Genomic DNA, 22,604 nt, shown 5'->3' with positions numbered 1-22,604 from the left:
TTTCGAGGAGCGAACGCCATGCGCGACATCAACCAGAAACGGCTGAAGTACTTCCATGAGGTGCTCGTCCACGGCTCGATCCGCGGCGCGGCCGATGCGCTGAACACCGCGCCTTCGGTCATCACGCGACAGGTGGCATTGCTCGAAGAAGAACTGGGCCTGCTGCTCTTCGAGCGGCAGGCGCGCGGCGTCGCGCCGACAGATGCCGCGTTCCATCTGCTTGAGTACTGGCGCGGCTGCCAGGCGCATCAGGAGCAACTGACCGAGCGGCTGCGCGCGATCGAGTCGATGGATGCGGGCACGGTGCGCATCGTGGCGAGCGAAGGCTTTGTCGACGGGCTGCTGGAGCAGGTGGTCGCGCCGTTCTGCGCGGCACACCCGAAGCTTTCGGTGGTGCTCGATGCGCTGCCCGCCAGCGAGCTGATCGCCGAGGTGGTGAGCGATGCGGCGCACATCGGCCTGGCCTACAACCCGCAGTCGGATGCGCAGTTGCAGTTCGTCGCCAGCGCCGCCGCACCCGCCAAGCTGCTGGTGCGCGCGGGGCATCCGCTCACGAAGATCGCGGGTCCGCTGCAGATACGGCAGATCGCCGACTACCCGCTGGGCCTGATGCCGCCGGGCTACGGCGTCGGGCGGCTCGTGGAACTGCTCGAATACGCGGAGCATGTGAAGCTGCACCCGAGCCTGCGCAGCAATTCAGTCGTCGGCCTCAAGCGCTTCGTGCGCTGCACCGATGGCGTGACCTTCATCGGCGCGGGGCTTGCGGCGGCGCCGGAGATCGAGGCGGGGTACCTCGTCGCGCTCGACTTGGCGCATCCGCTGTGCAGGTCGGCGCAGGTGCGGCTCATGGTGCGCCAGGGGCGACCGCTGCCGGTGGCTGCCGAGCGGCTGCTCTCGGAGATACGGCGGGGCTTTTCGGTGTTCGGCGCAAAGCGCCCCGCGCCAAAGAAACGACACCGCCGCTGAAACGCACAAAGTTTGTTGGACTCCGGCTTTCGCGCCGGCAAGCTGGCTGGGCGAGGGGGCGAAACATAGTGTCGCGTCCTGCGCCTGCAGATACTTGCGCATACAAACCCCCTGCCCGTTCGCGGCGGCCGGGATACATTCCGGCTGCGGCGCACTTCACACCCCTACAAAGCCATGACCCCCAAGACCTCCGACCACATCCTCATCGTCGACGACGACCGGGAAATCCGCGAACTGCTCACGACCTACCTGGTCAAGAACGGCCTGCGCGTGGCGGCGGTGCCCACCGGCCGGCACATGCGCGCGGCGCTGGAGGAGTCGGGGCCCTTCGACCTGATCATCCTGGACCTGATGCTGCCGGGCGAAGACGGGCTCACGCTGTGCCGGGACTTGCGCACCGGCAAGTACAAGGCCACGCCGATCCTGATGCTCACCGCCCGCAGCGAAGAGGCCGACCGCATCCTCGGCCTGGAGATGGGCGCCGACGACTACCTGGCCAAGCCGTTCTCCGCACGCGAACTGCTCGCGCGCATCCGCTCGGTGATGCGGCGCACGCGCATGCTGCCGCCGAACATGGGCGCGGTCGAGCCGTCGCAGAAGCTGGCCTTCGGCGACTGGCATGTGGACACGGTGGCACGCCACCTGCTGGACGACAGCGGCACGATGGTGGCGCTGAGCGGCGCCGAGTACCGGCTGCTGCGCGTGTTCCTCGACCATCCGCAGAAGGTGCTGAGTCGCGACCAGCTGCTGAGCCTCACGCAGGGTCGCGAGGCGGAGCTCTTCGAGCGTTCGATCGACCTGCTGGTAAGCCGCTTGCGCGAGCGGTTGCGCGACGACGCGCGGGAGCCGCGCTACATCAAGACGGTGCGCAGCGAAGGCTATGTCTTCGCTTCGGCGGTCGAGGCGCGGGACGACTGAGCGGCCCGCCGCTTCACGTACGGCGGCGTTTGCGGGTGCCCACGAATTCGCGGGCCGTGATGCATTGGCAACTGACCGGGTTGCGCACTTCGTGGGCGAAGCCGCCCGCGAAGAACAGGAGCGCGAACCAGAGCTTCTTCATGTCAGCCTCCGACAGCAGCAGCCACGGGCGACGGCTCGGCCAGCAGCGCCTGGATCTTTTTCTCGGTCGTGCCGTAGCTGCCCTCGCCGAAGTGCGAGTAGACGATCTTTCCCTGCTTGTCGATCAGGTAGACGGCGGGCCAGTACTGGTTGTTGAAGGCCTTCCAGGTGCCGTAACTGTTGTCTTGCGCCACGGCATGCCTGATCTGCAGGCGCTTTATCGCGTCCTGCACGTTCTTTGTCGACTTCTCGTAGGCGAACTCGGGCGTGTGCACGCCCACGACGACGAGACCCTTGTCCTTGTACTTCTCGTTCCAGTCCTTGACGTAGGGCAGGTGGTTGAGACAGTTGATGCAGGTGTAGGTCCAGAAATCGACCAGCACAACCTTGCCGCGCAGCTCCTCCAGCTTCAGCGGCTCGGAATTAAGCCACTGGTCGATGTTCTGAAATTCGGGCGCCATCTGCACGGCGCTTGAGGCAATGTCGCCTCCAGACGGCGGTGCCGCAGCGATGAGTATGCCGACCGAGGCCGCGACAGCCGCGACACCGAGAAGCACATTGGATTTCGTGGTCACGGCGGGTTCCGACGCTCAGCGCAAGGTAACGCCGTCGGCGATTCCAGCCTGACGCGCCGGGAGCACCCCGTGGATGCCGTATTGGACCGGCACCCGGCTGTTTGCGAAGGCCTCAACATAAAGGTTCTGGTTCGGTGCATGAGCGACTGCGCGGGCTTCGGACTGCGCCGCTGCGCGGTCACGCGGGGATGGCAGAGCTGCAATAACAACTGAAGACGCGCCTTCCGAATATGGATTCGCGGAGTGCGCAGCGGCAACGGCCTCGGCACGAACGTCGGCGCGGCTGAGCGTCGATTGCGTCTGCAACACACCTTCATATTCTTCGGCATGGGCCTGCGCCGCGGTGAGAGCGACAAGGACTGAGAACGAGGCAGCACTGGCGATTCGGGAGAGCTTCATGACGATTTCCTTGGTAGTTACGTGAGCTTGGGTAGAGGACGAACGAATTGTTCGCCGCGCTCCTTTCCTCCGGCACATATTGCGTATGCCTGTGTGTCAGCACTTAGAAGTGCACACACTACGTTTCAAGAAGAGATCGCGCGCCTCTTTTTGGAGATGCCAGCACTGCCGAAATTTTCCAGCGAACGTCCAAGCGCCAGCAAAAAAAGCAAAAGCATTGGTCACTCAAGCGTTCGATCGACTTCAAGTCGTTGGATCGCGTCGCCGTATCGGCAATCGCGAACAGATCGGCTTCTCGCCGGTAGTCGCCTTTTTTGTATGCCCTTGTATCGGGTCGGCGTCCGTACACACAGCCACACAAGACAGCCTTCTCAGGACACATGACAAAGACATTGCTCTCGTCCAATTGACTTACCGAATCCGCACGAAAGGCGCCCTCATGAACGAACTCTTCCAAACCTCGACCGAGCGTCCAGCACCCGAGTTCACGCAAGCCCAACGGGTTCTGCGCAATACCTATTGGCTCCTGGCTATTTCTATCGTGCCTACGGTCTTCGGCGCTTGGCTAGGCATCACCGCGCAGATGACGACGGTCATGTCACGAGGTCCGACCGCCATCGTCTTTCTACTGGGCGCGATCGGTTTCGTCTTTGCCATTGAAAAAGCAAAGGATTCGGTTCTTGCGGTACCGCTGCTACTCGCCTTCACTTTCTTCATGGGATTGATGCTTTCACACACGATCAGCGCGGTACTTGGACGACCCGACGGCGCCGGACTTGTCACGACCGCCGCCGCGGGAGCCGGTGCGATATTTTTCGGCATGGCGCTACTCTCGACTTGGGCCAAGCGAGACCTCAATGCCACGGGCAGGTTCCTCTTTGTCGGTGTGGTCATGCTGCTTGTCGCCGGCGTTGCGAATGCATTTCTTCAGTCAAGCGCTCTGGCACTGACGCTGTCGGTCGTAGCGATGGGAGTCTTCTCGGCATTCATCCTGTACGACCTGAAGCGCGTGCGCGACGGAGATGAGACCAACTACATCAGCGCTACGTTGAGTGTGTATCTCAGCTTGTTCAACGTGTTCTCTTCGCTGCTCGATGTTTTGGGGCTGATCGGTAGGGAGGGATGAAAGCGATATTGGACAACGCCGTTGGCAGATTTTCTTGTTCGCTTGCTTCTGTAGAAACCACGAACTTTTTCGTTCTCATGCGTGTCCTGCTCGCATGCATCCTCGTCGCGGCACTTGGAGCTTGCGGCGCCTTGCCGGAGCAACGAGCAAGGGCATCAGAACAAGTCGGTGCGGCAGACTCGACAACCGTGCTTGCCAAGGTCGCACAGGCCTCCACGCCGCCCGGTGAACATTCTGGCTTCCGATTGATGCCGTTAGGGGTGTATTCGATTGACGCGCGCATTCAACTTGCGCAGCGAGCACAGCGCTCGCTCGTGCTTCAGTACTACCAGATCGAAAACGACGAGGTGGGCCGCCTCCTACTGCAAACAGTGCGCGAAGCCGCTTTGCGTGGCGTGCAGGTTCGTGTGCTGGTGGACGATCTCTACACAGTGAACAGTCAGCAACTGCTGCTGGCGCTTTCAAAAACGCCCAACATCTCGGTGCGCCTCTTCAATCCGTTCTGCTGCGGGCGTGACGGGTTCCTGACGCGCTTCGCAGCTTCGCCGCTCGACGTGGCTCGACTGAACCACCGTATGCACAACAAGCTGTTCATCGCGGATGGAGTGATGGCGATCGTCGGGGGGCGCAATATCGCCAACGAGTATTTTGTCCTGAGCGAAACGCAGAATTTCATCGATATGGATGTGCTGATTGGGCAAAGTAGTGCCGCAGCTGGAGACGATCTTCTACGCCTACTGGAACAGCATCCAGGTGTGGCCTATTGCGGACATCGTCAGCGCCAAGGGCGATCGTCCCGTGGTCGAAGCCGATTTCGATCTCGCGGTGGGAATGGCCAGGCCACTTCCGAAGCTCATGCTCCCGACGTCGGACATCCTCGGCTACGGACCGATCAAGGAGGAATTGGACGAAGGCCGACTCGGCCTGCTCTGGGGCCATGCAGTCGCCATCGCCGATCCGCCGAGCAAGCCCGCCACCATGACCGCGCAAGAGGCCATTGCCACCAGCGTGACAATGACGGTCTGGGAAATGATGCGCGACGCCAAGCGTGAGATCGACCTCTCTTCTCCTTATCTCGTGCCTGGAGACCGTGGTGTCATGGCCATCCGGGCCATGACGGATCGAAACGTCAAGGTGACGCTGATGACAAACTCACTGGCCGCCAATGACGAACCCTTAGTGCACACGGGCTATGCGCGATATCGCGAGCGATTGCTAAAAATCGGTGTGGAATTGTATGAATTGAGCCCGAAACGAACAACTGCCGACATGCGGTTCGACGATTTCGGCAAGTCGCTCGGCCGGCTGCATGCCAAAACGCTCGCCATCGATGGCACCCGCATCTACCTTGGCTCCATGAACCTCGACCCTCGGTCGGCAACCCAGAATACCGAGATGGGTGTAGTGGTCGATAGCCCCGAACTCGCGCGAGAACTTCTACGCATCTTCAATGTGAGCAAGCTTCAGAACTCGTACAGGGTGCGGTTTGCCGAGGACGGCACAACGCTGCGATGGTCAACCCGCGACGGCCAAAAGGAAGTGGTCTATTCATCCGAACCGGAAGCCAGCTTGACACAGAAGATTTACTACTGGTTGATGTCGCCGCTTATGCCCGAATCTTTGCTGTAGCAACAGCCTCGCAGACTCATTTCACACATCAAGAAGGACAGACGAATGCCAACCTCTCACGGTGAACACACGCTCGATATTCACGGTCGCAAGCTTCGCTACAAGGTGGCGGGCAGCGGCCCCGTTCTGATGGTTCAGGCGCCAGGATGGGGCGTCGGGTACGGTCTCTATGAAGATGGCTTGGCGCAGCTAGAGCGCAGCTTCACCGTGATTCATCACGATCCTCAGGGCAGCGGTGGATCCGATTCACCGTCCGATCCGAAGGAAATGAATGTCGGCTCCTTCATCGACGACCTCGATGCATTGTGTCGGCATCTCAAATTGGAGCGTTTTGCGCTGATTGGACACTCGCATGGTGGTTTCATCGCGATGAACTACGTCCTGAAATACCCCCAGCACGTTTCACACCTCATCCTGTTGGATGCGCAACTGGGCATTGCGGAGCCCGCCGAAGACGTGCAAAGAACGCTGCCGGCGCTGGCCCGTGATCCGCGATTTGCCGAGGCGGCGCGCATCTTCGCCGGCCCCAGGAAACTCGACTCAGATCAGGACTTGAGCGAATTGCTCTATCGCGTTCTGCCGCTTTACTTCTTTGATCCCGAGAGCGAACAGTGCAAAGCGGCTCAGCGGTATGTGCGCAGTGGTCGGATATCAGTCGCAGCGATGAGGGCGACGTCGGAGACGGACGGGCAGTTTCTCGTGCGCGAGAAGCTGAGCGAAATTCGCGTGCGCACGCTGGTACTGGTGGGGAGGCACGACTTTATCTGTTCGCCGGCTCAGGCTGAAGCAATCCACAATGGCATCGTCGGCTCCCAGATCGTCACATTCGAGAACAGCGGCCACTTGCCTTGGACTGAGGAGCCCGACCGGTTTTTTTCGAATGTGATCCGCTTCTTGGAAAACTAACAAGCCTGAGAGCAATCAACGGGCGTATCCGGGCATCCCCTCGCCCATACCTTGCTGGATTCTCCCTCTTGGGATAGTTGCCAGAGCAGGCAGCTGACGTGCATTGCGCCAAGCGCAATGGAAATGACAAAATTCCGGGATCCAAGGCCTAAAATGCATGAAATCTTGTAACACTTAGGAAAAGAATGGCCTACGTGGGCTACGAATACGTGCGATCAAGCCTGGACCTGCCCATCTTCGAAGTGAGCCGACCCGCGCTGGTCAAACCGGTCACACGCATCATGGCATCGGCGGAAGCACTTGGCGTGCCGGCCGCCATGGCGCCGGCCGACGGCGACCTGGTAGCGCACTTGCTCTTCGCCCTCAAGCATGAGGGAGTGAACCTGCAGGTGCTTGCAGGCGCATCCAAGCACCTCGCAGGCGCCGACCTGGCCGCGGCGGTTGCCGCGACTCCGAATGGACAATACGTGCGAATGCTCTGCAGCACGTGGGAACACTTCACTGGTAACCAGGTGGTGGCCCAGCCGGTCGTCACCGCGGGCTATGTTGACTTGTTCGACGAGGGTCGTTACTACACAGGCGGCACCGACCGCGACTCGCGATGGCGAGTCAATTTCAACGGCCTCGGAACCTGGGACTACTGCGTCACGGTGGAGCGCACGGCGGCGATAAAGGACGCGCTGGACTTTGATGTGCTGGGGGCCACTCGTGAATTCGTCACCTCGCTCAACCGCGAACTCCTTGATCGCACGTTGACCTGGGCTTATCTGCACGAGACCCAAGACAGCTACGCCATAGAGAATGAAGCGCCATCGGAAGACAAGGCGCGCACATTCATTCGCCTGCTGCGTCAGGCGCATGAGCCGCGCTCCCTTGACGAGTCGTATCTGGTGGAGTTGCAGGCCTCGATCGTCTCCAATCCTTACAACCGGGCGATTCAATACCGGACAGAGCAAAACTGGCTGAGCGACGGCGGCCGCGGTGCGTTGGGCGTGACCTTCGTGCCTCCGCGGCCTGATGATCTGCCGGGGCTGATGGATGCGTGGTCACGTTTTGCTAACGACACCGCGAAGCTTCTGGATCCACTGATGGCCGCCAGCATTGCCTCTTTCGGTTTTGTCTACCTGCACCCTTTCATGGATGGCAACGGACGTCTTTCCCGCTTTCTCTTTCACAAGGTCCTATGCCAGTCCGGTCAATTGCCCGACGGCATGCTCCTCCCGGTTTCGGTAGCCATGAAGCGCCACGAGGCACAGTATCTGAGCGTCCTACAGGACTTCTCCCGTCCGGCGCGTGCGCTGGTCAATGCCAGGGCGGCCGGCGAGGGCGACTTTGAATTCACCTTCAAGTGTGACGACACGATCTTTCGGTTCTGGGATGCCACGCGCTGCGTGGAATTCGGCTTGAGCATGGCGCGCGAAGCACTGGAGGTGGAGTTGCGCAACGAGACGAACTTCATCGTTCATTTCGACGCGGTGCGCAAACAGATTGACGACCAGTACGACCTGCGTGGTTCGACGCTGGCAACGCTGGTGTCGATTGCGCTGAACAACGACGGTACGATCTCCAATAAAAAGCGAAAGCGCTACGCCGATGAGGTCGCGCCTGAGATCTTCGATGCGATCGAGGACAAGGCCCGAGAAGTTCTCACTGATGCCCTTGACGAATCTGATGGCGCGACAAACAACACCGCCCGTGACGGGGTGCCCCGCTAAACGCTGACGCTGCCGGCGCTTCCAAAGGTCGCGGCGGTCGGCCTTTTCTCGGCCAAGAGCAAACATCGTGGGGCCGCTCCAACGCATCCCTCGATTTGGTAAGTTCGACTGAGAAGGTGCGTGCACGCCAACCCGCGCGAGTCAACAATTGGCCGAGGCTGTCTGAAAAGACGTACGCGGCTGGTCGCCATACCTTGACGACTTGGTGGCTCTGGAAGCCGCAGGCCAGGCTTCAGCTGTCGGCCACAACCGGTCCTTGACCGCTCCGGCAGAATTCGGTGAGAACCGGTCAGTCGCCACAACCAAGACAAGTCGACTCTCTATGGAACGCTCAAAAATTGACGCTGCTTGGCCAAACGCGCTTCGCTGGTTTCTTTCTCTCGATCTGACTCATTTCACGCCGTGGCATTTCATTCAAAGTGCGGACGAGATGGCATTCGCTGCCAATGCATTTCGCCGCGAAGACGTCCAACGTGGTGAAGTTTTTGTGTTCGCGCGGCGTCAAGATCGCGAGGATTTTGCGGGATTGGAGCTTGAAAACGGACTGCCTACCGGCAAGGTTTTGTACTTTCACCCTGTGTTTGGCAACGGCTCAACGGACTCTCCGAGAACCTGGAACATCATTGTCGCGACGTATCCTGATGTGTTCGACTTTGTGGCGCAGTGCGTTGTCCCGGACATGAAGGACTGGGCACTCGAAGAGGATGCAGAGGACTTGTAATCGCGCTGGCCAGCTACAGTCGGCCAAAACCAGACCTTCAACCTCAGCTTCCAATTTCGATGAAATCTGCGCTTTCCGTGAACGCCGCGCTTGATGGACTGGCGACCTTAGTCGGCCAGGACATCGCTTTGGTGGGCATCCTGCGCTTCGAGTTCGAGGGGACGGCCCTGGACCATTTCCCAAAGTCAGAGCGCCGCAATGCTGAAGATGACGGGCCGCTCGAGCCATCGAGCGTGTGGCTAGGTGTCGGGTCGGGCGCCCTTCAATTCAACGAAGAGCAGCTTCGGCGATGGCACGGAAAGCGTGTCACGGTACTTGGCACCTTGCTAGGTCCCGATGAAAAGCTCGGAGGGTGTGGCCATTTCTCAGCTTTTCCCGCCGAGGTATTGGCTCGCTCCATCGAGCGGCTCTAGCCGGCCACAACCAGTCGTTCAGCATGCCCGATAAATTTCGAGTTACTGCGGTCGAGTCCGTACCTCCGAGGCGGTGTTCCCTCGCTGGTAGTATCGATTGACGCTCCCCATTTCGCCTTGGCGAAGGCCGCATCATCGTTGCCGGTGCCTCCGCTCAAACCTCGCGAAGCGGCACACCTGCGCGTAGAGCTTACGCTTCCAGATGGGTCGACCAGCCGACAGTTCGCATCCATTGCCTTCGTGAGCCCCATGGATGCGCCAGGAGTCCTCGCGCTGTCGGGACTCGCCGACGCGGAAGTGCCAATCGGAACCGGTGTGGAGCTGCTCGGCTTCGATGCTCATCCTCGGTAGGCCCGCCGTTTCGGCAGAATGCGACCGAGGCTGTGTGGAAACGTTCGAAGCTCGTGTTTTCGTGGGTAGCCAAACTATTCCCGAAGCCTCGATCGTCGATCCTGGCGCGATCTGAGCGGTCGACTTTCACGCAAACGGCACAGCACCAGCGTTTCCACACAGCCTCGACCAATACCAGACGTTCAAGCCTTTCTCCAATCGTCCCTCCAATGGAATCCGAAGCTTTCACGCCCGAACAGTTTAAGAAGAGGCCTGCGGTGGCCCAAGTAGACGTCGATCTACGAAGGTGGCTTCGAGGCATTTCAGTTGAAAGACGGTTGGCGTTCATCCGTGCGCTCTGGCCGCTGAACTACACGTACAGCATGTCGCTGGCAAGATCGTCGCAACTTCCAAATAATCATGTCGAGGCGTTGCTTGTGGAATGGCTTCGCGCTGCGCAGAACAGCGCCGGCAATGGTCTGGTTGCCCTGGCGCCTCTCCTTGGTGAAGCCAGATTTTGGAAGGTCGTAGATGCCTCGGACCTGACGGAGGAAATGCGAAACTTTTTTTATCTCTACCGTAAAAGTTATCGTCGATACAACGGCGCCACTGACGCCTAGGACAACACTAGACATTCAGCATGGACGTCCACGAGGAAAATGAGGATCTTTGCGATAGCTGCCATTGCCGGCTAAGGGCGGGCGGCTTACTCGCGTGCACGGCGATTCGCAACCAGCCTGTTTCGAACGTTCGCGCCGCGTGGTCGAACTTCTGAAGCCGGTCATGCACCGTGGTTCGCGTGAGTCAGCTTCAGTGGGCCCAACCTCCCGCGGGATCGCATTCAGGGCAAAAAAAGCCCCTGCCGCCTGACAAGCAGGCGACAGGGGAAAGTGCCGAATCAGCCCTTCAGCCGAGCACCTCGGTCACGATGCCTGCGCCGACGGTCTTGCCGCCTTCGCGCATGGCGAACCGCATGCCGTTCTCGATGGCCACAGGCTTGTTCAGCTCGAAGCTGATCTGCGCCTGTGCGCCCGGCTCGACCACGCCGGTTTCGGTGTCGACGCGAATGACACCCGTCACGTCGGTCGTGCCGAAGAAGAACTGCGGCTGGTAGCCGGAGCCGAACGGGGTATGACGACCACCTTCGTCCTTGCTGAGGACGAAGATCTGTGCACGCCCCGTCCGGTACGGCTTCAGCGCACCGGGCTTCACGACAACCTGGCCTCGCACGACATCGTCGCGCTTGACCCCACGCAGCAACAGGCCGACGTTCATGCCGGCGCGTCCTTCGGCGACGTCCTTGTGGAAGGACTGCACGCCGGTGACGATCACCTGCTCGTCGCCGGCCGAGCTGAGCCCGACGATCTCCAGGCTGTCACCGACGCGGATCACACCGCGTTCGACGCGCCCGCTGATCACGGTGCCACGGCCCGTGATGGTGTGCACGCCTTCGACAGGCATCATGAACGGCGCGTCGTAGTCGCGCACCGGATCAGGAATGCACGAGTCCAACGCGTTCACGAGCTCGATGATGCATTGCACATCAGGACCTTCGAGGTCGCCACTTTCGGCGGCGGCCAAGGCCTTCAGCGCGCTACCGAAAACGAACCGGGCATCGTGGTATCCGTGCGCAGCCAGCAGCGCGCCAATCTCCATTTCGATCAGCTGCTCGATCTCCGCACGGTCGTTGCCGGCAACGAGGTCCATCTTGTTCACGAACACCACCATGTGGCCGACATTCACCTGGCGCGCCAGCAGCACATGCTCGATGGTCTGCCGTGCGGCGCCTTCGGTGCCGTCCACCAGCAGGATCGCGCCGTCCATCTGCGAGGCGCCGGTGATCATGTTCTTGATGTAGTCGGCATGCCCGGGGCAGTCGATGTGTGCGTAATGACGGCAGTCCGACTCGTACTCGACGTGCGAAGTATTGATCGTGATGCCGCGCTCGCGCTCTTCCTTTGCGTTGTCGATCTGCCCATAGGACAGTGCATCGCCGCCAAAGCGCGCGGCCTGCACGAAGGTAAGAGCAGCCGTCAGGGTCGTCTTGCCATGGTCGACGTGACCGATGGTTCCGACGTTCACATGAACTTTGTTGTTCATCATGGTTTTCTCCAGTTTGAGAGTAAAAAACCGACGCAATTCGCTGGCCAGGCGAAACAGTCGGCGGGTTGTCGGCGCGCGCGCACCGAATTCACGCATGCCCGCCATGCGGGCGAAAAAAAACCTGCCGGATGGACCACCCGACAGGCTTTTTTTATTGCCTGAAGGATGGACCTCCAGGCGCACGAGGGCCTGGAGGCTCTACACGAACCGCTCCACGGAGTTGACGCACAGCACTGCGCTGGCAGCGCGTGCGGCGGAAAGAAGAAGTTCTCGTTCGGGGCTCATGTGCAGGTCTCCAATGGGGCAAGCAGAAAACAAAAAACCCGGTGGTTTGAGGCCTACCGGGTCTTGTGAAACTCAGGAGGCCGAGCCTCCAGGTGAAAAGGCTCTACGAAAACAATTCGGCGAAAAAAGCGCGCAGCGAAACCGCCGCAGTTGTGCGGGTCATCGATGCGTCTTGCGTGGTCAGGAACTGCTTCATGGGTATCTCGTGCGGTCAACTGTTAAACCGGAGTGCGACGGTTAATCTTTGGGGGTCGGAGGCTAACACCGCCATAACGATCCAGCAACAGGAGCGTTGCACACACGCAGCAATAGTTGCCCGGCGGTTCGTCGCAAAAGTCGGCAAGTCGCGTTGGTGGTGCCGTGGCACAGATCGACGTGGAAGCACGTCGGCTCCTCCGGCCACACGCCAGGAAAGCCCCAGGCTCATAGGTCAACGCCTCCTTCAGTTCGCGGACGATGGCAGGTTGAGCGACCGGCTTTTCGCGGAAACCGGAGCGTCGAGAACGGCAACAGCGGGCCCTTTGCGCAGACATCTCGTGCGACTACAGTCGGCCACAACCTGACGTTCGCGAGTCCGAGCGAATCTTCTGAGAAGCCGTCATTCCGTAAATTTGAAGTGAATCAACTTGGTACCGGATGAAACTCGAACGATTTGATGAGGGGCTGCATCACCGGCACATCGTCGCCTACGATCCTGTCTATGGCGAAGTCTTCGCCGAAGTGCGGAAATTTGTTCACGAGGTTCTCGAAGGAGTGGAACTCGTGCACATCGGCAGTACTGCGGTCGAAGGCCTGCGCGGCAAGGCCATGATCGATGCTGTGGCGATCACAGCACGGCAGAATCTTCGAAACGAACAACGCGCGTTCGAGCGTATCGGCTTCCATCGCCGGCCGGTATGGGTGGACACGGACGAGAAGCCATACGTTTGCGCATCTGTCGTTCACGCTGGCCGGCGTTTCAACGTCAATGTGCACATTTGCCACCGTGGCGATCCTGTGCACAAGGATTCGCTGGCCTTTATGGATATCCTCGGTCGTCGGCCCGACCTCCGCCAGAAGTACGAGGAGGCAAAGGACCGGGCCCACTCAATAGACCCGGGCGACCCGCAGGTCTACAACAAAGAGAAAGAGGCGGTGATCAGGGAAATTGAGGCCCTGATCGATCGCCGGTAGATGATCATCGTCGCTAGACGGCCAAGAGCGGTCCCCCGTTCGTCAATCGTAATTTGGCCCGGATCAGAACCTCTTCAACGATCTGTCTATTCAAAATCCAAGCAATGATTCACCTTCGATCAATCCGTGATGGCGCAGCGTAGGCGATGGAATTCCCGATCTGTACAGTCAATATTACGGTCGCGAAAATCGCCGCGAGCTTAGAAGTTCCATTTGATACATGGGACGAACCGGGCTTGGGAACGGCTATGGGTTTTGCGTATCGTCTTCCGAACGGAGTGACGATCTACCTGGAAGAACTGGCAGAAGTCTCTCGGAGCCGCGGCGATACATCGACAATACATGTTGACCCGTCCGCTTTCCATCGTCGGAATGTCAACGAAGTCATATCGAGCGCTATCGAGGGATTGGGTCTGCCGAAATCTTGCGTCTCGTGGGTTCAGGCGGAATCGAGTTGGAGCGCGGCAAAAAAGATCGCAGAGACCCGCAGGGGCTAGTGCCCTCCGGCCAGCACCGGACTCCCCAGCCTCGGCCAGAATCAGTTGCTTTAGGAGATGCCGCGGAGCGCTGGCGCTAGCCGCACTGGGGCTGCAGCGATATGTGAGCCCGTCGTGAAAAGACTGCTTCGGAGGAAGGTCACTGACTGCAAAGGGCCCCTCGTGACTTCGACGCGACCGACTACAGGTCAAGAGCCGACGCTCGAACATATTCTCCATTTGAGACAGCATGACGTGCCTCACCTTCGCTGCGGAATTCAACTGGTTTTGCACGCGTTCCGGCTTGAGAGACGATGCACAATAGTGACCGATTCGCCCAGGTGGGCAGCTATGGGGGTTCACATGGACATTGAAGCGCTTCGGGCACGTATCCCAACTGTTGCGACGCTCCGGATGATCGCTTTCAAGAATAGGACGAGCGCTGTTGCAGAAGCTATCGGCGAAATTGTGGCGGAGATCGAACGTGATGGCCGGCAACCAAATGCATGGGAATCCGACAATCTTCTAGACGCCATGGATTCCCTGCGTACAGGCAATGCCTTTCTTGCCACAGCCCACCTCGAGTTCTCGCTGGCGACTTCGGAGAACCATGCAAACACCTTCACCGTACCCCGACATGAGAGAACGACAGTGAACGATCTCAAACAGAGGTTGCGGCGGCTTCGCACAACGGCCTGAAAGACGGTGTTCGGCCACTCGCCGAGCTCCACCGTTGAATCAGGTTCGCGTCAGGGTCGTCTGACATCGTGCCGTCGTGGGACAAGTAACGTCTCTGGCGGACTCCGGTTTGAAGGAAGGCCCCAAAGACGTCCAACAGCGCACTCTCAAGCCTCCTCTGGCATCACTACAAGAGCATGAGCATCACCTTTCATTTCCCGGATGCGGGTGAGCAGCTGAACCCATGGTTGCCACGCGTGCGTGAACTCTTGACATCGACGATGAGCGAGATAACGCATCGACTTCCCTTGGACCGTTTGGACGTTGTGACATATGCAAGCGATGCCGTCATTCCCGAACTTGGCGTGAATGGCTTTGCTGAAGGCCGACATCTCCTTCATCTGAAGTTGGATCCTGCCAACCCGAACTTCGCTAGCAAGATGGACACAGCGATTCCGTCACTGTTCGCCCATGAAGCGCATCACTGCATGCGCGAGGCGAGCGTTGGCTATGGCAGCACGCTGCGTGCGGCACTCGTGTCGGAAGGCTTGGCGTGTCACTTCGAATCGGAAGTCACTGGCCGCATTCCTTTCTACGGCACGGCACTCACAAGCGAACAAGTATTTGCGATGGAAGAACGCATGCGGCCACTGCTCGATATGCCCTGGTACAACCACTCCGCCTGGTTCTTCGGGAATCCGCGTGAAGAGATTCCTCGACACTGCGGTTACTCGGTCGGTTTTTCCTTGGTGGGCGAGTATCTGAAGCGTTCAAGCTCGAAAGCGAGTGTCGCCGTTGGCCGACCCGCTGAAGCATTTTTCGAGTAACCGTCATCCTGAGCTCACTCTGTCTTGACGTGCAGCAGCCCATCTACGTTCGGCCACCCGAGCCATCGGACGAACGCCAATTCTTGGCGTCAGTCGAAAAGAGCGACGATCTTCATGGCCCTTGGATCCTTCCGCCGTCTACGCCGGCGCTTTTTCGAGCGTATCTCGAAAGAATGTCTGCACCCGAAAACGCCGCTTTTCTTGTTTGCCGGCATGGTGACGATCGCCTTGTCGGCGTCTTCAACATCACCAATATCGTCAGGGGCGCGTTCCAAAGTGGCTACCTCGGCTACTACGTTTTCGCCGGTCACGAGAGACAAGGCCTGATGCGGAAGGGGTTAGAAGCGGTAGTTCGGTTTGCTTTCCAAAACCTCAAGTTGCATCGGTTGGAGGCCAACATTCAGCCGACCAACGTTGCCTCAATCGCCCTTGTGAAAGCCTGCGGTTTTCTGCAGGAAGGGTACTCACCTCGCTATTTGAAGATCAACGGGCGTTGGCGCGATCACGAGCGATGGGCGATCCTCGCTCCATAGAAATTTAGCTGGCAGTACTTCGATGCCAGTCGGCCGCAACCGGTCTGTCGCTCCAACGGGTCAAATTCTGGCAGAGCCGGAACGGTCAGGAGCGGGCAGAATTTGCCTGTTCAAGAATGTTGAGTGAGCAAAACCTGCATCAGATGGAGCAAGCATGGCGGTCTCTCCCGAACAACTCAGCGCGTTGGTCACGTACTGCACCGACTTCGCTCGAACGATGCTCGAAGACGCGGGGGACTTCTATCCGTTTGGCGCAACGTTGACTAACGACGGCAAGCTCGCAAGTGTGGGCGGTCACAACGGCGAGGAGCGGCCGAATCCCCAGGAGATTTACGCACTGCTTGGCGGCAGCTTCGCTGCCGATGCGGCCGCTGGGAAGCTGTCGGCCGCGGCACTGGCCGCGAACGTAAACATTCCCGCTGAATACTCACCAAGCGCCCCTGACGGACTTCGTGTGCACCTCGAAGCATCAGGGTTCTCACGCTTCATCTACGTTCCCTACCGCATCACCGAAAAGGGCTTTCTGAAAAAGAAACGAGTCGCGGTGTTCGGCGAATCGTTTGCCGTCGCAATTGCTCCGCATTTCTTCCGGGCAAACGGCGGTTAGCCCGTATACGGCCATAGCCGGTCACTCACAAGCGAGCACGAGATGAAGTTTCGAATCGAGTACATCTTTGACCAGAAGCGGCCGGTTTCGCTCTTTGCTCGTCAACTCGAGGCAGGTCAGTTTGCTGTTTCGGAGGGCTCGAATCTGGGTGGTGTGCCCATCAAGCCCTACCTTTCTCAGCCGCGCGCGCTGACACCCGATGGAAGACCAGACATGACCATCTTCACTTTCGTGCTCGCGACCGCCCACGACCTGCCTCGCCTACAGGTGGGTCAGGAAGTTGAACTCAAAGAGGTGTGACGCCTGGCGGCCAATACCCAACGGTCGGACATGGCTTCCGACAAGATGTAGAGGTTCACTCATGAGCATGGACGCGGACGGGCAGCAGAGGCGATGGCTGGCGTTGGGGTATGGCGGCAAGACGTCATCCCCCGAAACCTGGCGCTACTGGAAAACCGCCGACCGCAGGTGGACCATCGTCGCCCCACACGGTCTCGCAGAGTTCGAGCAAAGGCATCGAAGCATCTTCTATCGAGGCGAGGAGGTCCTCACAGCGGCGACGCAGTGGGAAGCCATCTGGAGGGCGGTTGCCTACTTCTACAGCCACGTGGTGTCGACTCTGCCGGCACCGCCGATGAACTAAGGTCGGACCACGTTCGGCTCATCTCGGCCAAGACCGGTCCTTGCCCATGTCGGTCCAATTTCGTTGACCGAAAGCGCGTTCCTCAAAAAGCACAGCCACACCCTCTTCTGAGATGAGTATTGAAGTCACCTTCTCCTACGGTATCGTGATACGCCAAAGCGCCTTGGCTGCTCTTGGCATCACGAGAGCGCGAGTGCTCGAAGTGTTTGAGACCGACCGCCCGATGGCCGAGGACAGCGAGTTGTTGTCGTTCGGGCCGTCCTTCAGTGGGGAGGCATGCAATGAGTTCGTCCGGCGCTTGGAGTCCCTTGGGCTTGTCTACGTCGACGACTTCTTTGACCTGACGCTGAGCCATCCCAACTGGCTGAGTTTTTCGGCGGGCTTCGATGGTTCCCCTAAAGGCTGAGCACGGCCACAACCAGACCTTCGCCATGAAGTCAGAAAATCGCTCGGCACCTGCAACAGTGGACTACGTTGAAGTCGGTCGTGAGTCGCACGAACTGGCGCTCCGCCACGGCCGGGATGCACACAGGTATGCACTGCGCCTATCTGAGCAAGCCAAGGACGCTGGCGATGCCGGGGCAGCCTCATTTTGGTACGCAGTCAACCGAGCGCTAGAGCCGAGGACATAGTGAGTCGCTCGCAAGGCTGGCTCGCTTTGAGCCCTCGCGAAGGCTGCATGACGGGCTACAGTCGGCCAGAACCGGCCGTTCGGCGCCGAGCCAGAATCCAAGCACCATGAACACCACCTCGGATGAAGCGAAGCAGATGCGCCTCCTTTGGCTTGTAAGGGCAGGCTACGTCTTGATGGCCGTTGGCGCGCTGCTGCTGTTGCTGCTCGGCGTTCCTCTACCGGTCAATTTGTTCGATGGACCGAACCACTACTACCGTGTGGTTCCAACGGAGCACGGTTGGATGCTGCCAGCAGCACTCGTCGGATTTGGCACGTTACTCGTACTGATTGGCAAGGGGCGGCGCACCAGAGGCCGGTGACGACCATCGGCCAAGACCGGCCCTCGCGGAAACGGCGGAATGAATTCAGTCAGAACCGAACCTTCAACCCCACCGAAGAATTTCACCGAATGAACTCTTCCGCCGCTCCACTGTCAGCGATCCGAATCGCGATGATGCTTCCATTGACGTTGGCGTGTTCCGTTGCTCTTGCGACGACCCCGCTACACATGACTACCGATGTCTGGTTCAAAGAAAACAGTTCACTGCTAGAGCCAAATGCCGTCGTGGAACTGGAGAGACTCGTTTGCAAACTCAAGGGTGGCAGGGTTGATGTGTTGAGGTTGTACGCGCACGCCGCGAAAGGTGAGGGGAATCCGGAAAATCTTGCATTGGGTCGTGCATTGGCCGTTCGGGCATTGATGCTTACTTCGCCTGCTGCCATTGAGCACATCGTGATCAGGAATGGTTCTGACACAGAACCTGTCAAGAGCAACGCTACGGAGGCGGGGCGTGCCGCCAATCGACATGTGGAGCTTGAGGTGTCCTTCGCAAAACCACCGATGGGGTGGGGTGAAGAATGCGGTCCACGAGGCCAACTTCCATAGCCTTTCGTCCGCGCCTGCACTGCGCAGACAGGGCTACTGTTCGCCATGGAGAGAAAATCACCTCCACGCGATCGACCGCTTTCGAGCGGACCGTGTGTCGGCTTCGGGCCCTTTGCGCCGGCAACTCATGGGGCTACAGTCGGCCAGGACCAGACATTCAGCACGAACCTCCAACGAGGCACATGAAGACCCTTGCGATAGCTGCCATTGACGGATACCAGCGGTTCATTTCGCCTTACAAGGGCTTCGGCTGCGCACATCGAATGCGGACGGGCGAAGCTTCCTGTTCGCGATTCGCAAAGCGAGCGATTGCTCGCCTCGGGTTGATGACCGGCGCCCTGGTCACCATCCGTCGATTTGAAGCATGCGCCGCTTCGGCGCGAATACTCTCCAGCGCGGACGCCCGCGCAGCCGCGGCGCCGCCGGAAGCTCCCGCAGAGGCTTGCCCGCTTTGGTCTCGCTGGGGTGCGAGAAAGCTGTCAGGGTGCTGCGGATGCTGGCCCGGCTAAGTCAGAATGCGGCCAGAAGCTGACCTTCCCGGTACACACTAGATCATGAGAAAAGAGCAAGTCGAAATCTATTCCGATACGAGCAACGCCGCAGTTTTACGGCATCCGGACCGCAACTTTCCCGGCTGCTTGGTTCGAGGCGATACGCTTTACGGTCTTCGGCAGTCGGTTCGTCGCGTCCAACGCAGTGCCCATCTTCTCGACGAGGAGGCTGCTGCAGATCTCGCAGATGTTGCAGATGTTGCAGATCATCTTGAGAGCCTTCTGAACCACTACAAAACAGTGCTCGCAGCCCACGCGATCAAACTACCGTTCACTGATACGTCGAACGGCTGACGACGCCATCCGGCCAGACCCGGCCCCTGGCAAAGAGCTGTTCGAGTGGTCCTCATCGTATGCTGTGCCTATGAATCCTCCCGTCGAAGCCTACGCATTCATAGACAACCACAGTGCCGTTCTGCAGGTGTTCGGGTGCTGGCCCAGTTTCCATGATGATGAGTTGCATCGTGTCGTGATGGACCGAGAACGAAGGCATGCAAATGGTGCGTACTACCCCAGTATCGAGCTCACCGTCAGGGGGTGGAACATGACTTCTGACGTGACCGAGGAAGGGGTCTACAGACTGGAGTCCGACTCACTCGTTCACTTCCTGTTCGAAGAGGTGACCGAGGTCGAGTTCGACGGTTTGAATCATCAGAACGTCCTCTCGGGTCTTGATTTCGAGCTTGAGGCCACTGGGGACGGGGACGCCTCGCTCCTTTCGGTCGAGCTCTGTCACTGCTACGGGCTTTCTGGGAGCTTCAAGGCACGACGGGCAACTGTGCTTCGCGTGGCTCCGTTCTCAGAGCATCCAGCGGCCTCCCCAGGCTAGATTCCGCAATCGGCCAGAACCAGCTGTTCGCTGCGTCAGGCAAGTTCGGCTGGAGGCGGGCATCGCAGAAAGACAAGGAGCCTACATGCCAACGTTCTCGATTTATGCGCACGAGGTGCTGGTGGGGTACTCCAGCTTAGAGTTCGGCGACCCTCCCATGGGCGTAGCGTTTGGAATATTTCGGCCGGCGCCGGGGTACTCGACTATCCGTGTCGAGTGCATTTCAAACCACGCTGACCAGACCCACCTTGCCCTGACAGTGCGAACAGAAGATCAAACGGTCCTCGCTTGTGTCGGCGTGGGCATCATGGACTGCGACGACGGTCCCGATAGCATCGAGGTGAACGTCTTGGGCATCTCCTACCCGGCCTATGAGACGTTGTTTCCCGAGCATGTCGCAGCCTATGAGCGGCAGTGGAGCTGATCGCGTCGGATGGCAATCGAGTGACCGCGATGCATCGAGCGCGGCGGCCGTGGAGCGACGCCGAAGGTTCCGCCCCATCCGGCTACAGTCGGCCAGAAGCTGCCTTCTCAAAGCGGCACATGATTCGCCCTGAAGCAGTCGTTCGGAATACTGCGGTATCCGGCCAAGTGCAGACTCCGGGTTCTACTATCAGGCAGCAAACTTCAAACCATGCCAGCACCAAATATGCAGAAGTTCCGCTCGATTCCTCGTCGAGCATTAGTCCTTCCCGTGCTGCTATTGATGACATGCGGATGTGCTCCCATCGAAGTGAGGGAAAGTCAAAAGCTCGATGCCATCTTGGCCGCATCAAAGGGCGAGTCGTCTACAAAATTGGCTCGAAAGTTGGCCTTGCAAGGCTATGCCTGCACCACGGCCCCTGAGGTTCCATTGAGCAAGAACGCAATGCTGCAGTGCTCAAATCAGAGAGACAGCCTGTGGCCACCCTACTCCTGCATCTTCCGCGTTGACCTGGAGCCTGACTCACAGGTGGGCTCAAACGGCACAATTCCAGTCGTAAGCCACGCATGTGCTGGGCTATAGGCTGCCACCGGCCAGAACCGGCCGTTCGCCGTGCCGGCGCAATGCGCCAACTAGCGGATGTTCGCGGCTTCGGCACAGTCCGTTCGAAAGGGCGCGAACGTGGTGATCCGACGGTTCACGCCGCCCCCTCGCACCTTGGACCTACGAATGTTGCATCGCCTTTATTGCTCAAGCGGAAATACGGTCGGAGTCGACGAGTACGTCTGTTACTCGGAGATCGGAGCCGACGGCTTTTGGGCACGTTACGTCGAAATAAAGTCAGATGGAACGGCGCTCCGGTACGACACCGAACGTGCCGCGGATCAGTACGGAATCCTTCCTGAAGGTAAATGGGAGGAGGCGGAATCAACAATGAGGGAGTACGGCACAGTTGCAGCGATATCCGCCGAGCTGTTCCAAGCGGTTTGGTCCGTGACTCGGTGCATCAATGACGAGAGGAGAACAGATGAAAGCAGAGTTCACCGTTTTTGAGGATGCTGATGGCTACTGGTTTGTTCCACATTGCGAGGAAAATGCTGCTATTGCGGACCCATCGTCATATCGCGTTTCTGTGCATGCCACGAAGATTGCGGCATGCCGCATGGCACTTCTTCAAGCGATTGAAACTGGTGCGACTGAGCTGCACCTCCACGGCTTCGGATCAACCACTGGCATCAAGCGGGAGGCTACTTCAAGTGGGCTGACGCCCTTTATCTACTGGCCTTCGATCACCACTCGGATCGCTCCGTTTGTGCGAGCCAAGAAGGCATAGTTCAGACCTTTCTTTTGCCGGCTCGTGACGGCCGGATCAGCCGTTCGCCGCGTCGAGAAATTTCGAATAAAAGCGGGCATCGCAGAAAGACAAGGGACCTAAATGCCAACGTTCTCGATTTATGCGCACGAGGTGCTGGTCGGTTACTCCAGCTTAGAGTTGGGCGACCCTCCTATGGGCGTAGCGTTTGGCATATTTCGGCCGACCCCGGGGTACTCGAATATCCGTGCCGAATGCATTTCAAATCACGCTGATCAGACCCACCTTGCCCTGACTGTGCGAACAGAAGACCAAACGGTCCTCTGCTGTGTTGGCGTGGGCATCATGGACTGCGACGATGGCCCCGATAGCATCGAGGTGAACGTCTTGGGCATTTCCTACCCGGCCTATGAGACGTTGTTTCCCGAGCACGTCGCAGCCTATGAGCGGCAGTGGAGCTGATCACGTCGGCTGTCCGCTGCGAGCCCGGTCACGACGGTAGCGCGACCGGCTACAGTCGGCCGAGGCTGTGTGAAAACGTTCAAAGGTCGTGTTTTCATGGGTCGCCAAACCATTCCCAAAGCCTCGATCGTCGATCCTGGCGCGATCTGAGAGGTCGACTTTCACGCAAGGGGCACAGCACCGGCGTTTTCACACAGCCTCGGCCAGAAGCATCGGTGATCGGGCGGGTTGATTTGACCTGCGGAGTTCTCTTCCTAGACTCGTAAATCCACTACGAAGGAGAGCCTGAATGACCTATTTCAC

29 protein-coding genes and 1 pseudogene are annotated in these 22,604 nt (G+C 59.1%); 26 read left to right on the top strand and 4 right to left on the bottom strand.

The features are described from left to right. Window positions 1–18: 18 nt before the first annotated feature. Window positions 19–966, top strand: a complete 948-nt coding sequence (locus M2282_RS30400; protein WP_280812494.1) for a LysR substrate-binding domain-containing protein — start codon at window positions 19–21, stop codon at window positions 964–966. A gap of 174 nt (window positions 967–1,140) precedes the next feature. Then, on the top strand, window positions 1,141–1,884 hold the full coding sequence (locus tag M2282_RS30395) for a response regulator (protein ID WP_280812493.1): 744 nt from the start codon (window positions 1,141–1,143) through the stop codon (window positions 1,882–1,884). 13 nt (window positions 1,885–1,897) lie between these two features. Here M2282_RS30395 and M2282_RS30390 read toward each other — a convergent pair whose 3' ends face one another. The 3 genes from M2282_RS30390 to M2282_RS30380 are packed head-to-tail and all read right to left on the bottom strand — an operon-like array spanning window position 1,898 to window position 2,999. Next, window positions 1,898–2,026 (bottom strand): hypothetical protein, encoded by a 129-nt coding sequence (locus M2282_RS30390; protein ID WP_280812492.1) that lies wholly within the window; start codon window positions 2,024–2,026, stop codon window positions 1,898–1,900. Window position 2,027: 1 nt separating this feature from the next. Continuing rightward, window positions 2,028–2,600, bottom strand: a complete 573-nt coding sequence (locus tag M2282_RS30385) for a thioredoxin family protein (RefSeq protein ID WP_280812491.1) — start codon at window positions 2,598–2,600, stop codon at window positions 2,028–2,030. 15 nt (window positions 2,601–2,615) lie between these two features. Then, complete coding sequence (locus M2282_RS30380) at window positions 2,616–2,999, bottom strand: hypothetical protein (protein WP_280812490.1); 384 nt, start codon at window positions 2,997–2,999, stop codon at window positions 2,616–2,618. Between the two features lie 439 nt (window positions 3,000–3,438). Between M2282_RS30380 and M2282_RS30375 the strand changes: the two genes are divergently transcribed. The 8 genes and pseudogenes from M2282_RS30375 (at window position 3,439) to M2282_RS30340 (ending at window position 10,459) form a co-directional block, all read left to right on the top strand. Further along, window positions 3,439–4,125 carry a Bax inhibitor-1 family protein gene (locus M2282_RS30375; protein WP_280812489.1) on the top strand — a complete coding sequence of 229 codons (687 nt, stop codon included), beginning with the start codon at window positions 3,439–3,441 and terminating at the stop codon, window positions 4,123–4,125. Then, window positions 4,122–4,727 (top strand): annotated as a pseudogene (locus M2282_RS31085) (hypothetical protein); the annotation flags it as partial. The gene M2282_RS30375 and the pseudogene M2282_RS31085, both read left to right, overlap by 4 nt. A 91-nt stretch (window positions 4,728–4,818) precedes the next feature. Beyond that, entirely contained in the window at window positions 4,819–5,754 is a 936-nt protein-coding gene (locus M2282_RS30365) for a phospholipase D-like domain-containing protein (RefSeq protein ID WP_280812488.1), read from the top strand. Window positions 5,755–5,799: 45 nt separating this feature from the next. After that, window positions 5,800–6,660, top strand: a complete 861-nt coding sequence (locus M2282_RS30360) for an alpha/beta fold hydrolase (protein ID WP_280812487.1) — start codon at window positions 5,800–5,802, stop codon at window positions 6,658–6,660. A gap of 185 nt (window positions 6,661–6,845) precedes the next feature. Beyond that, complete coding sequence (locus M2282_RS30355; RefSeq protein WP_280812486.1) at window positions 6,846–8,375, top strand: Fic family protein; 1,530 nt, start codon at window positions 6,846–6,848, stop codon at window positions 8,373–8,375. A gap of 256 nt (window positions 8,376–8,631) precedes the next feature. Beyond that, the gene (locus tag M2282_RS30350; protein ID WP_280812485.1) at window positions 8,632–9,096 is read left to right on the top strand and encodes a hypothetical protein; all 465 of its coding nucleotides are present in this window, start codon (window positions 8,632–8,634) and stop codon (window positions 9,094–9,096) included. Between the two features lie 59 nt (window positions 9,097–9,155). Continuing rightward, window positions 9,156–9,509 carry a hypothetical protein gene (locus M2282_RS30345; protein ID WP_280812484.1) on the top strand — a complete coding sequence of 118 codons (354 nt, stop codon included), beginning with the start codon at window positions 9,156–9,158 and terminating at the stop codon, window positions 9,507–9,509. Window positions 9,510–10,069: 560 nt separating this feature from the next. Further along, window positions 10,070–10,459: a hypothetical protein gene (locus M2282_RS30340; RefSeq protein WP_280812483.1), complete on the top strand. Its 390-nt coding sequence runs from the start codon at window positions 10,070–10,072 to the stop codon at window positions 10,457–10,459. 286 nt (window positions 10,460–10,745) lie between these two features. Here the strand turns inward: M2282_RS30340 and tuf are convergent, their stop codons facing one another. After that, the gene (tuf, locus tag M2282_RS30335) at window positions 10,746–11,942 is read right to left on the bottom strand and encodes an elongation factor Tu (protein ID WP_280812501.1); all 1,197 of its coding nucleotides are present in this window, start codon (window positions 11,940–11,942) and stop codon (window positions 10,746–10,748) included. A gap of 921 nt (window positions 11,943–12,863) precedes the next feature. Here tuf and M2282_RS30330 point away from each other — a divergent pair. The 16 genes from M2282_RS30330 to M2282_RS30260 all read left to right on the top strand — a co-directional run bounded on the left by M2282_RS30330 (window position 12,864) and on the right by M2282_RS30260 (window position 22,301). After that, window positions 12,864–13,400 carry a GrpB family protein gene (locus tag M2282_RS30330; protein ID WP_280812482.1) on the top strand — a complete coding sequence of 179 codons (537 nt, stop codon included), beginning with the start codon at window positions 12,864–12,866 and terminating at the stop codon, window positions 13,398–13,400. Between the two features lie 839 nt (window positions 13,401–14,239). Next, window positions 14,240–14,575 (top strand): hypothetical protein, encoded by a 336-nt coding sequence (locus tag M2282_RS30325; RefSeq protein ID WP_280812481.1) that lies wholly within the window; start codon window positions 14,240–14,242, stop codon window positions 14,573–14,575. 176 nt (window positions 14,576–14,751) lie between these two features. Beyond that, window positions 14,752–15,381, top strand: coding sequence for a DUF2268 domain-containing putative Zn-dependent protease (locus tag M2282_RS30320; RefSeq protein ID WP_280812480.1), 630 nt, complete (start codon window positions 14,752–14,754; stop codon window positions 15,379–15,381). A 29-nt stretch (window positions 15,382–15,410) separates the two neighbouring features. Beyond that, on the top strand, window positions 15,411–15,914 hold the full coding sequence (locus M2282_RS30315) for a GNAT family N-acetyltransferase (RefSeq protein WP_280812479.1): 504 nt from the start codon (window positions 15,411–15,413) through the stop codon (window positions 15,912–15,914). A 154-nt stretch (window positions 15,915–16,068) separates the two neighbouring features. Next, window positions 16,069–16,521, top strand: coding sequence for a hypothetical protein (locus M2282_RS30310; RefSeq protein ID WP_280812478.1), 453 nt, complete (start codon window positions 16,069–16,071; stop codon window positions 16,519–16,521). A gap of 42 nt (window positions 16,522–16,563) precedes the next feature. Then, a complete protein-coding gene (locus M2282_RS30305; protein WP_280812477.1) occupies window positions 16,564–16,821 on the top strand; it encodes a hypothetical protein in 258 nt (85 codons plus the stop codon). A gap of 61 nt (window positions 16,822–16,882) precedes the next feature. Further along, window positions 16,883–17,164, top strand: a complete 282-nt coding sequence (locus tag M2282_RS30300) for a hypothetical protein (protein WP_280812476.1) — start codon at window positions 16,883–16,885, stop codon at window positions 17,162–17,164. A gap of 112 nt (window positions 17,165–17,276) precedes the next feature. Then, on the top strand, window positions 17,277–17,570 hold the full coding sequence (locus M2282_RS30295; RefSeq protein WP_280812475.1) for a hypothetical protein: 294 nt from the start codon (window positions 17,277–17,279) through the stop codon (window positions 17,568–17,570). A 332-nt stretch (window positions 17,571–17,902) separates the two neighbouring features. After that, complete coding sequence (locus tag M2282_RS30290; RefSeq protein ID WP_280812474.1) at window positions 17,903–18,157, top strand: hypothetical protein; 255 nt, start codon at window positions 17,903–17,905, stop codon at window positions 18,155–18,157. An 89-nt stretch (window positions 18,158–18,246) separates the two neighbouring features. Continuing rightward, complete coding sequence (locus tag M2282_RS30285) at window positions 18,247–18,723, top strand: OmpA family protein (protein ID WP_280812473.1); 477 nt, start codon at window positions 18,247–18,249, stop codon at window positions 18,721–18,723. After that, window positions 18,696–19,232, top strand: a complete 537-nt coding sequence (yidD, locus tag M2282_RS31120; RefSeq protein ID WP_432422956.1) for a membrane protein insertion efficiency factor YidD — start codon at window positions 18,696–18,698, stop codon at window positions 19,230–19,232. Before M2282_RS30285 ends, yidD begins: the two co-directional genes overlap by 28 nt. 45 nt (window positions 19,233–19,277) lie before the next feature. Continuing rightward, complete coding sequence (locus tag M2282_RS30280; protein ID WP_280812472.1) at window positions 19,278–19,568, top strand: DUF6959 family protein; 291 nt, start codon at window positions 19,278–19,280, stop codon at window positions 19,566–19,568. Between the two features lie 70 nt (window positions 19,569–19,638). Then, the gene (locus M2282_RS30275; RefSeq protein WP_280812471.1) at window positions 19,639–20,103 is read left to right on the top strand and encodes an Imm50 family immunity protein; all 465 of its coding nucleotides are present in this window, start codon (window positions 19,639–19,641) and stop codon (window positions 20,101–20,103) included. Window positions 20,104–20,188: 85 nt separating this feature from the next. After that, complete coding sequence (locus M2282_RS30270; protein ID WP_280812470.1) at window positions 20,189–20,527, top strand: hypothetical protein; 339 nt, start codon at window positions 20,189–20,191, stop codon at window positions 20,525–20,527. A 1,027-nt stretch (window positions 20,528–21,554) separates the two neighbouring features. Next, the gene (locus M2282_RS30265; RefSeq protein ID WP_280812469.1) at window positions 21,555–21,860 is read left to right on the top strand and encodes a hypothetical protein; all 306 of its coding nucleotides are present in this window, start codon (window positions 21,555–21,557) and stop codon (window positions 21,858–21,860) included. A gap of 102 nt (window positions 21,861–21,962) precedes the next feature. Continuing rightward, complete coding sequence (locus tag M2282_RS30260; protein ID WP_280812468.1) at window positions 21,963–22,301, top strand: hypothetical protein; 339 nt, start codon at window positions 21,963–21,965, stop codon at window positions 22,299–22,301. Window positions 22,302–22,604: the final 303 nt, after the last annotated feature.

This window comes from Variovorax boronicumulans (assembly GCF_029892485.1).
GTDB classification, from domain to species: domain Bacteria; phylum Pseudomonadota; class Gammaproteobacteria; order Burkholderiales; family Burkholderiaceae_C; genus Variovorax; species Variovorax boronicumulans_B.
Note: the sequence above shows the minus strand (reverse complement) of the source record. Positions and strands in the feature narration are given on the sequence as shown.

Coding starts and splice junctions, on each gene's coding strand:
- M2282_RS30400 (WP_280812494.1), top strand. CDS start 19: ATGCGCGACATCAACCAGAAACGGCTGAAGTACTTCCATGAGGTGCTC.
- M2282_RS30395 (WP_280812493.1), top strand. CDS start 1,141: ATGACCCCCAAGACCTCCGACCACATCCTCATCGTCGACGACGACCGG.
- M2282_RS30390 (WP_280812492.1), bottom strand. CDS start 2,026: ATGAAGAAGCTCTGGTTCGCGCTCCTGTTCTTCGCGGGCGGCTTCGCC.
- M2282_RS30380 (WP_280812490.1), bottom strand. CDS start 2,999: ATGAAGCTCTCCCGAATCGCCAGTGCTGCCTCGTTCTCAGTCCTTGTC.
- M2282_RS30375 (WP_280812489.1), top strand. CDS start 3,439: ATGAACGAACTCTTCCAAACCTCGACCGAGCGTCCAGCACCCGAGTTC.
- M2282_RS30360 (WP_280812487.1), top strand. CDS start 5,800: ATGCCAACCTCTCACGGTGAACACACGCTCGATATTCACGGTCGCAAG.
- M2282_RS30355 (WP_280812486.1), top strand. CDS start 6,846: ATGGCCTACGTGGGCTACGAATACGTGCGATCAAGCCTGGACCTGCCC.
- M2282_RS30345 (WP_280812484.1), top strand. CDS start 9,156: ATGAAATCTGCGCTTTCCGTGAACGCCGCGCTTGATGGACTGGCGACC.
- M2282_RS30340 (WP_280812483.1), top strand. CDS start 10,070: ATGGAATCCGAAGCTTTCACGCCCGAACAGTTTAAGAAGAGGCCTGCG.
- tuf (WP_280812501.1), bottom strand. CDS start 11,942: ATGATGAACAACAAAGTTCATGTGAACGTCGGAACCATCGGTCACGTC.
- M2282_RS30330 (WP_280812482.1), top strand. CDS start 12,864: ATGAAACTCGAACGATTTGATGAGGGGCTGCATCACCGGCACATCGTC.
- M2282_RS30325 (WP_280812481.1), top strand. CDS start 14,240: ATGGACATTGAAGCGCTTCGGGCACGTATCCCAACTGTTGCGACGCTC.
- M2282_RS30320 (WP_280812480.1), top strand. CDS start 14,752: ATGAGCATCACCTTTCATTTCCCGGATGCGGGTGAGCAGCTGAACCCA.
- M2282_RS30310 (WP_280812478.1), top strand. CDS start 16,069: ATGGCGGTCTCTCCCGAACAACTCAGCGCGTTGGTCACGTACTGCACC.
- M2282_RS30305 (WP_280812477.1), top strand. CDS start 16,564: ATGAAGTTTCGAATCGAGTACATCTTTGACCAGAAGCGGCCGGTTTCG.
- M2282_RS30300 (WP_280812476.1), top strand. CDS start 16,883: ATGAGCATGGACGCGGACGGGCAGCAGAGGCGATGGCTGGCGTTGGGG.
- M2282_RS30295 (WP_280812475.1), top strand. CDS start 17,277: ATGAGTATTGAAGTCACCTTCTCCTACGGTATCGTGATACGCCAAAGC.
- M2282_RS30290 (WP_280812474.1), top strand. CDS start 17,903: ATGAACACCACCTCGGATGAAGCGAAGCAGATGCGCCTCCTTTGGCTT.
- M2282_RS30285 (WP_280812473.1), top strand. CDS start 18,247: ATGAACTCTTCCGCCGCTCCACTGTCAGCGATCCGAATCGCGATGATG.
- yidD (WP_432422956.1), top strand. CDS start 18,696: ATGCGGTCCACGAGGCCAACTTCCATAGCCTTTCGTCCGCGCCTGCAC.
- M2282_RS30280 (WP_280812472.1), top strand. CDS start 19,278: ATGAGAAAAGAGCAAGTCGAAATCTATTCCGATACGAGCAACGCCGCA.
- M2282_RS30275 (WP_280812471.1), top strand. CDS start 19,639: ATGAATCCTCCCGTCGAAGCCTACGCATTCATAGACAACCACAGTGCC.
- M2282_RS30270 (WP_280812470.1), top strand. CDS start 20,189: ATGCCAACGTTCTCGATTTATGCGCACGAGGTGCTGGTGGGGTACTCC.
- M2282_RS30265 (WP_280812469.1), top strand. CDS start 21,555: ATGAAAGCAGAGTTCACCGTTTTTGAGGATGCTGATGGCTACTGGTTT.
- M2282_RS30260 (WP_280812468.1), top strand. CDS start 21,963: ATGCCAACGTTCTCGATTTATGCGCACGAGGTGCTGGTCGGTTACTCC.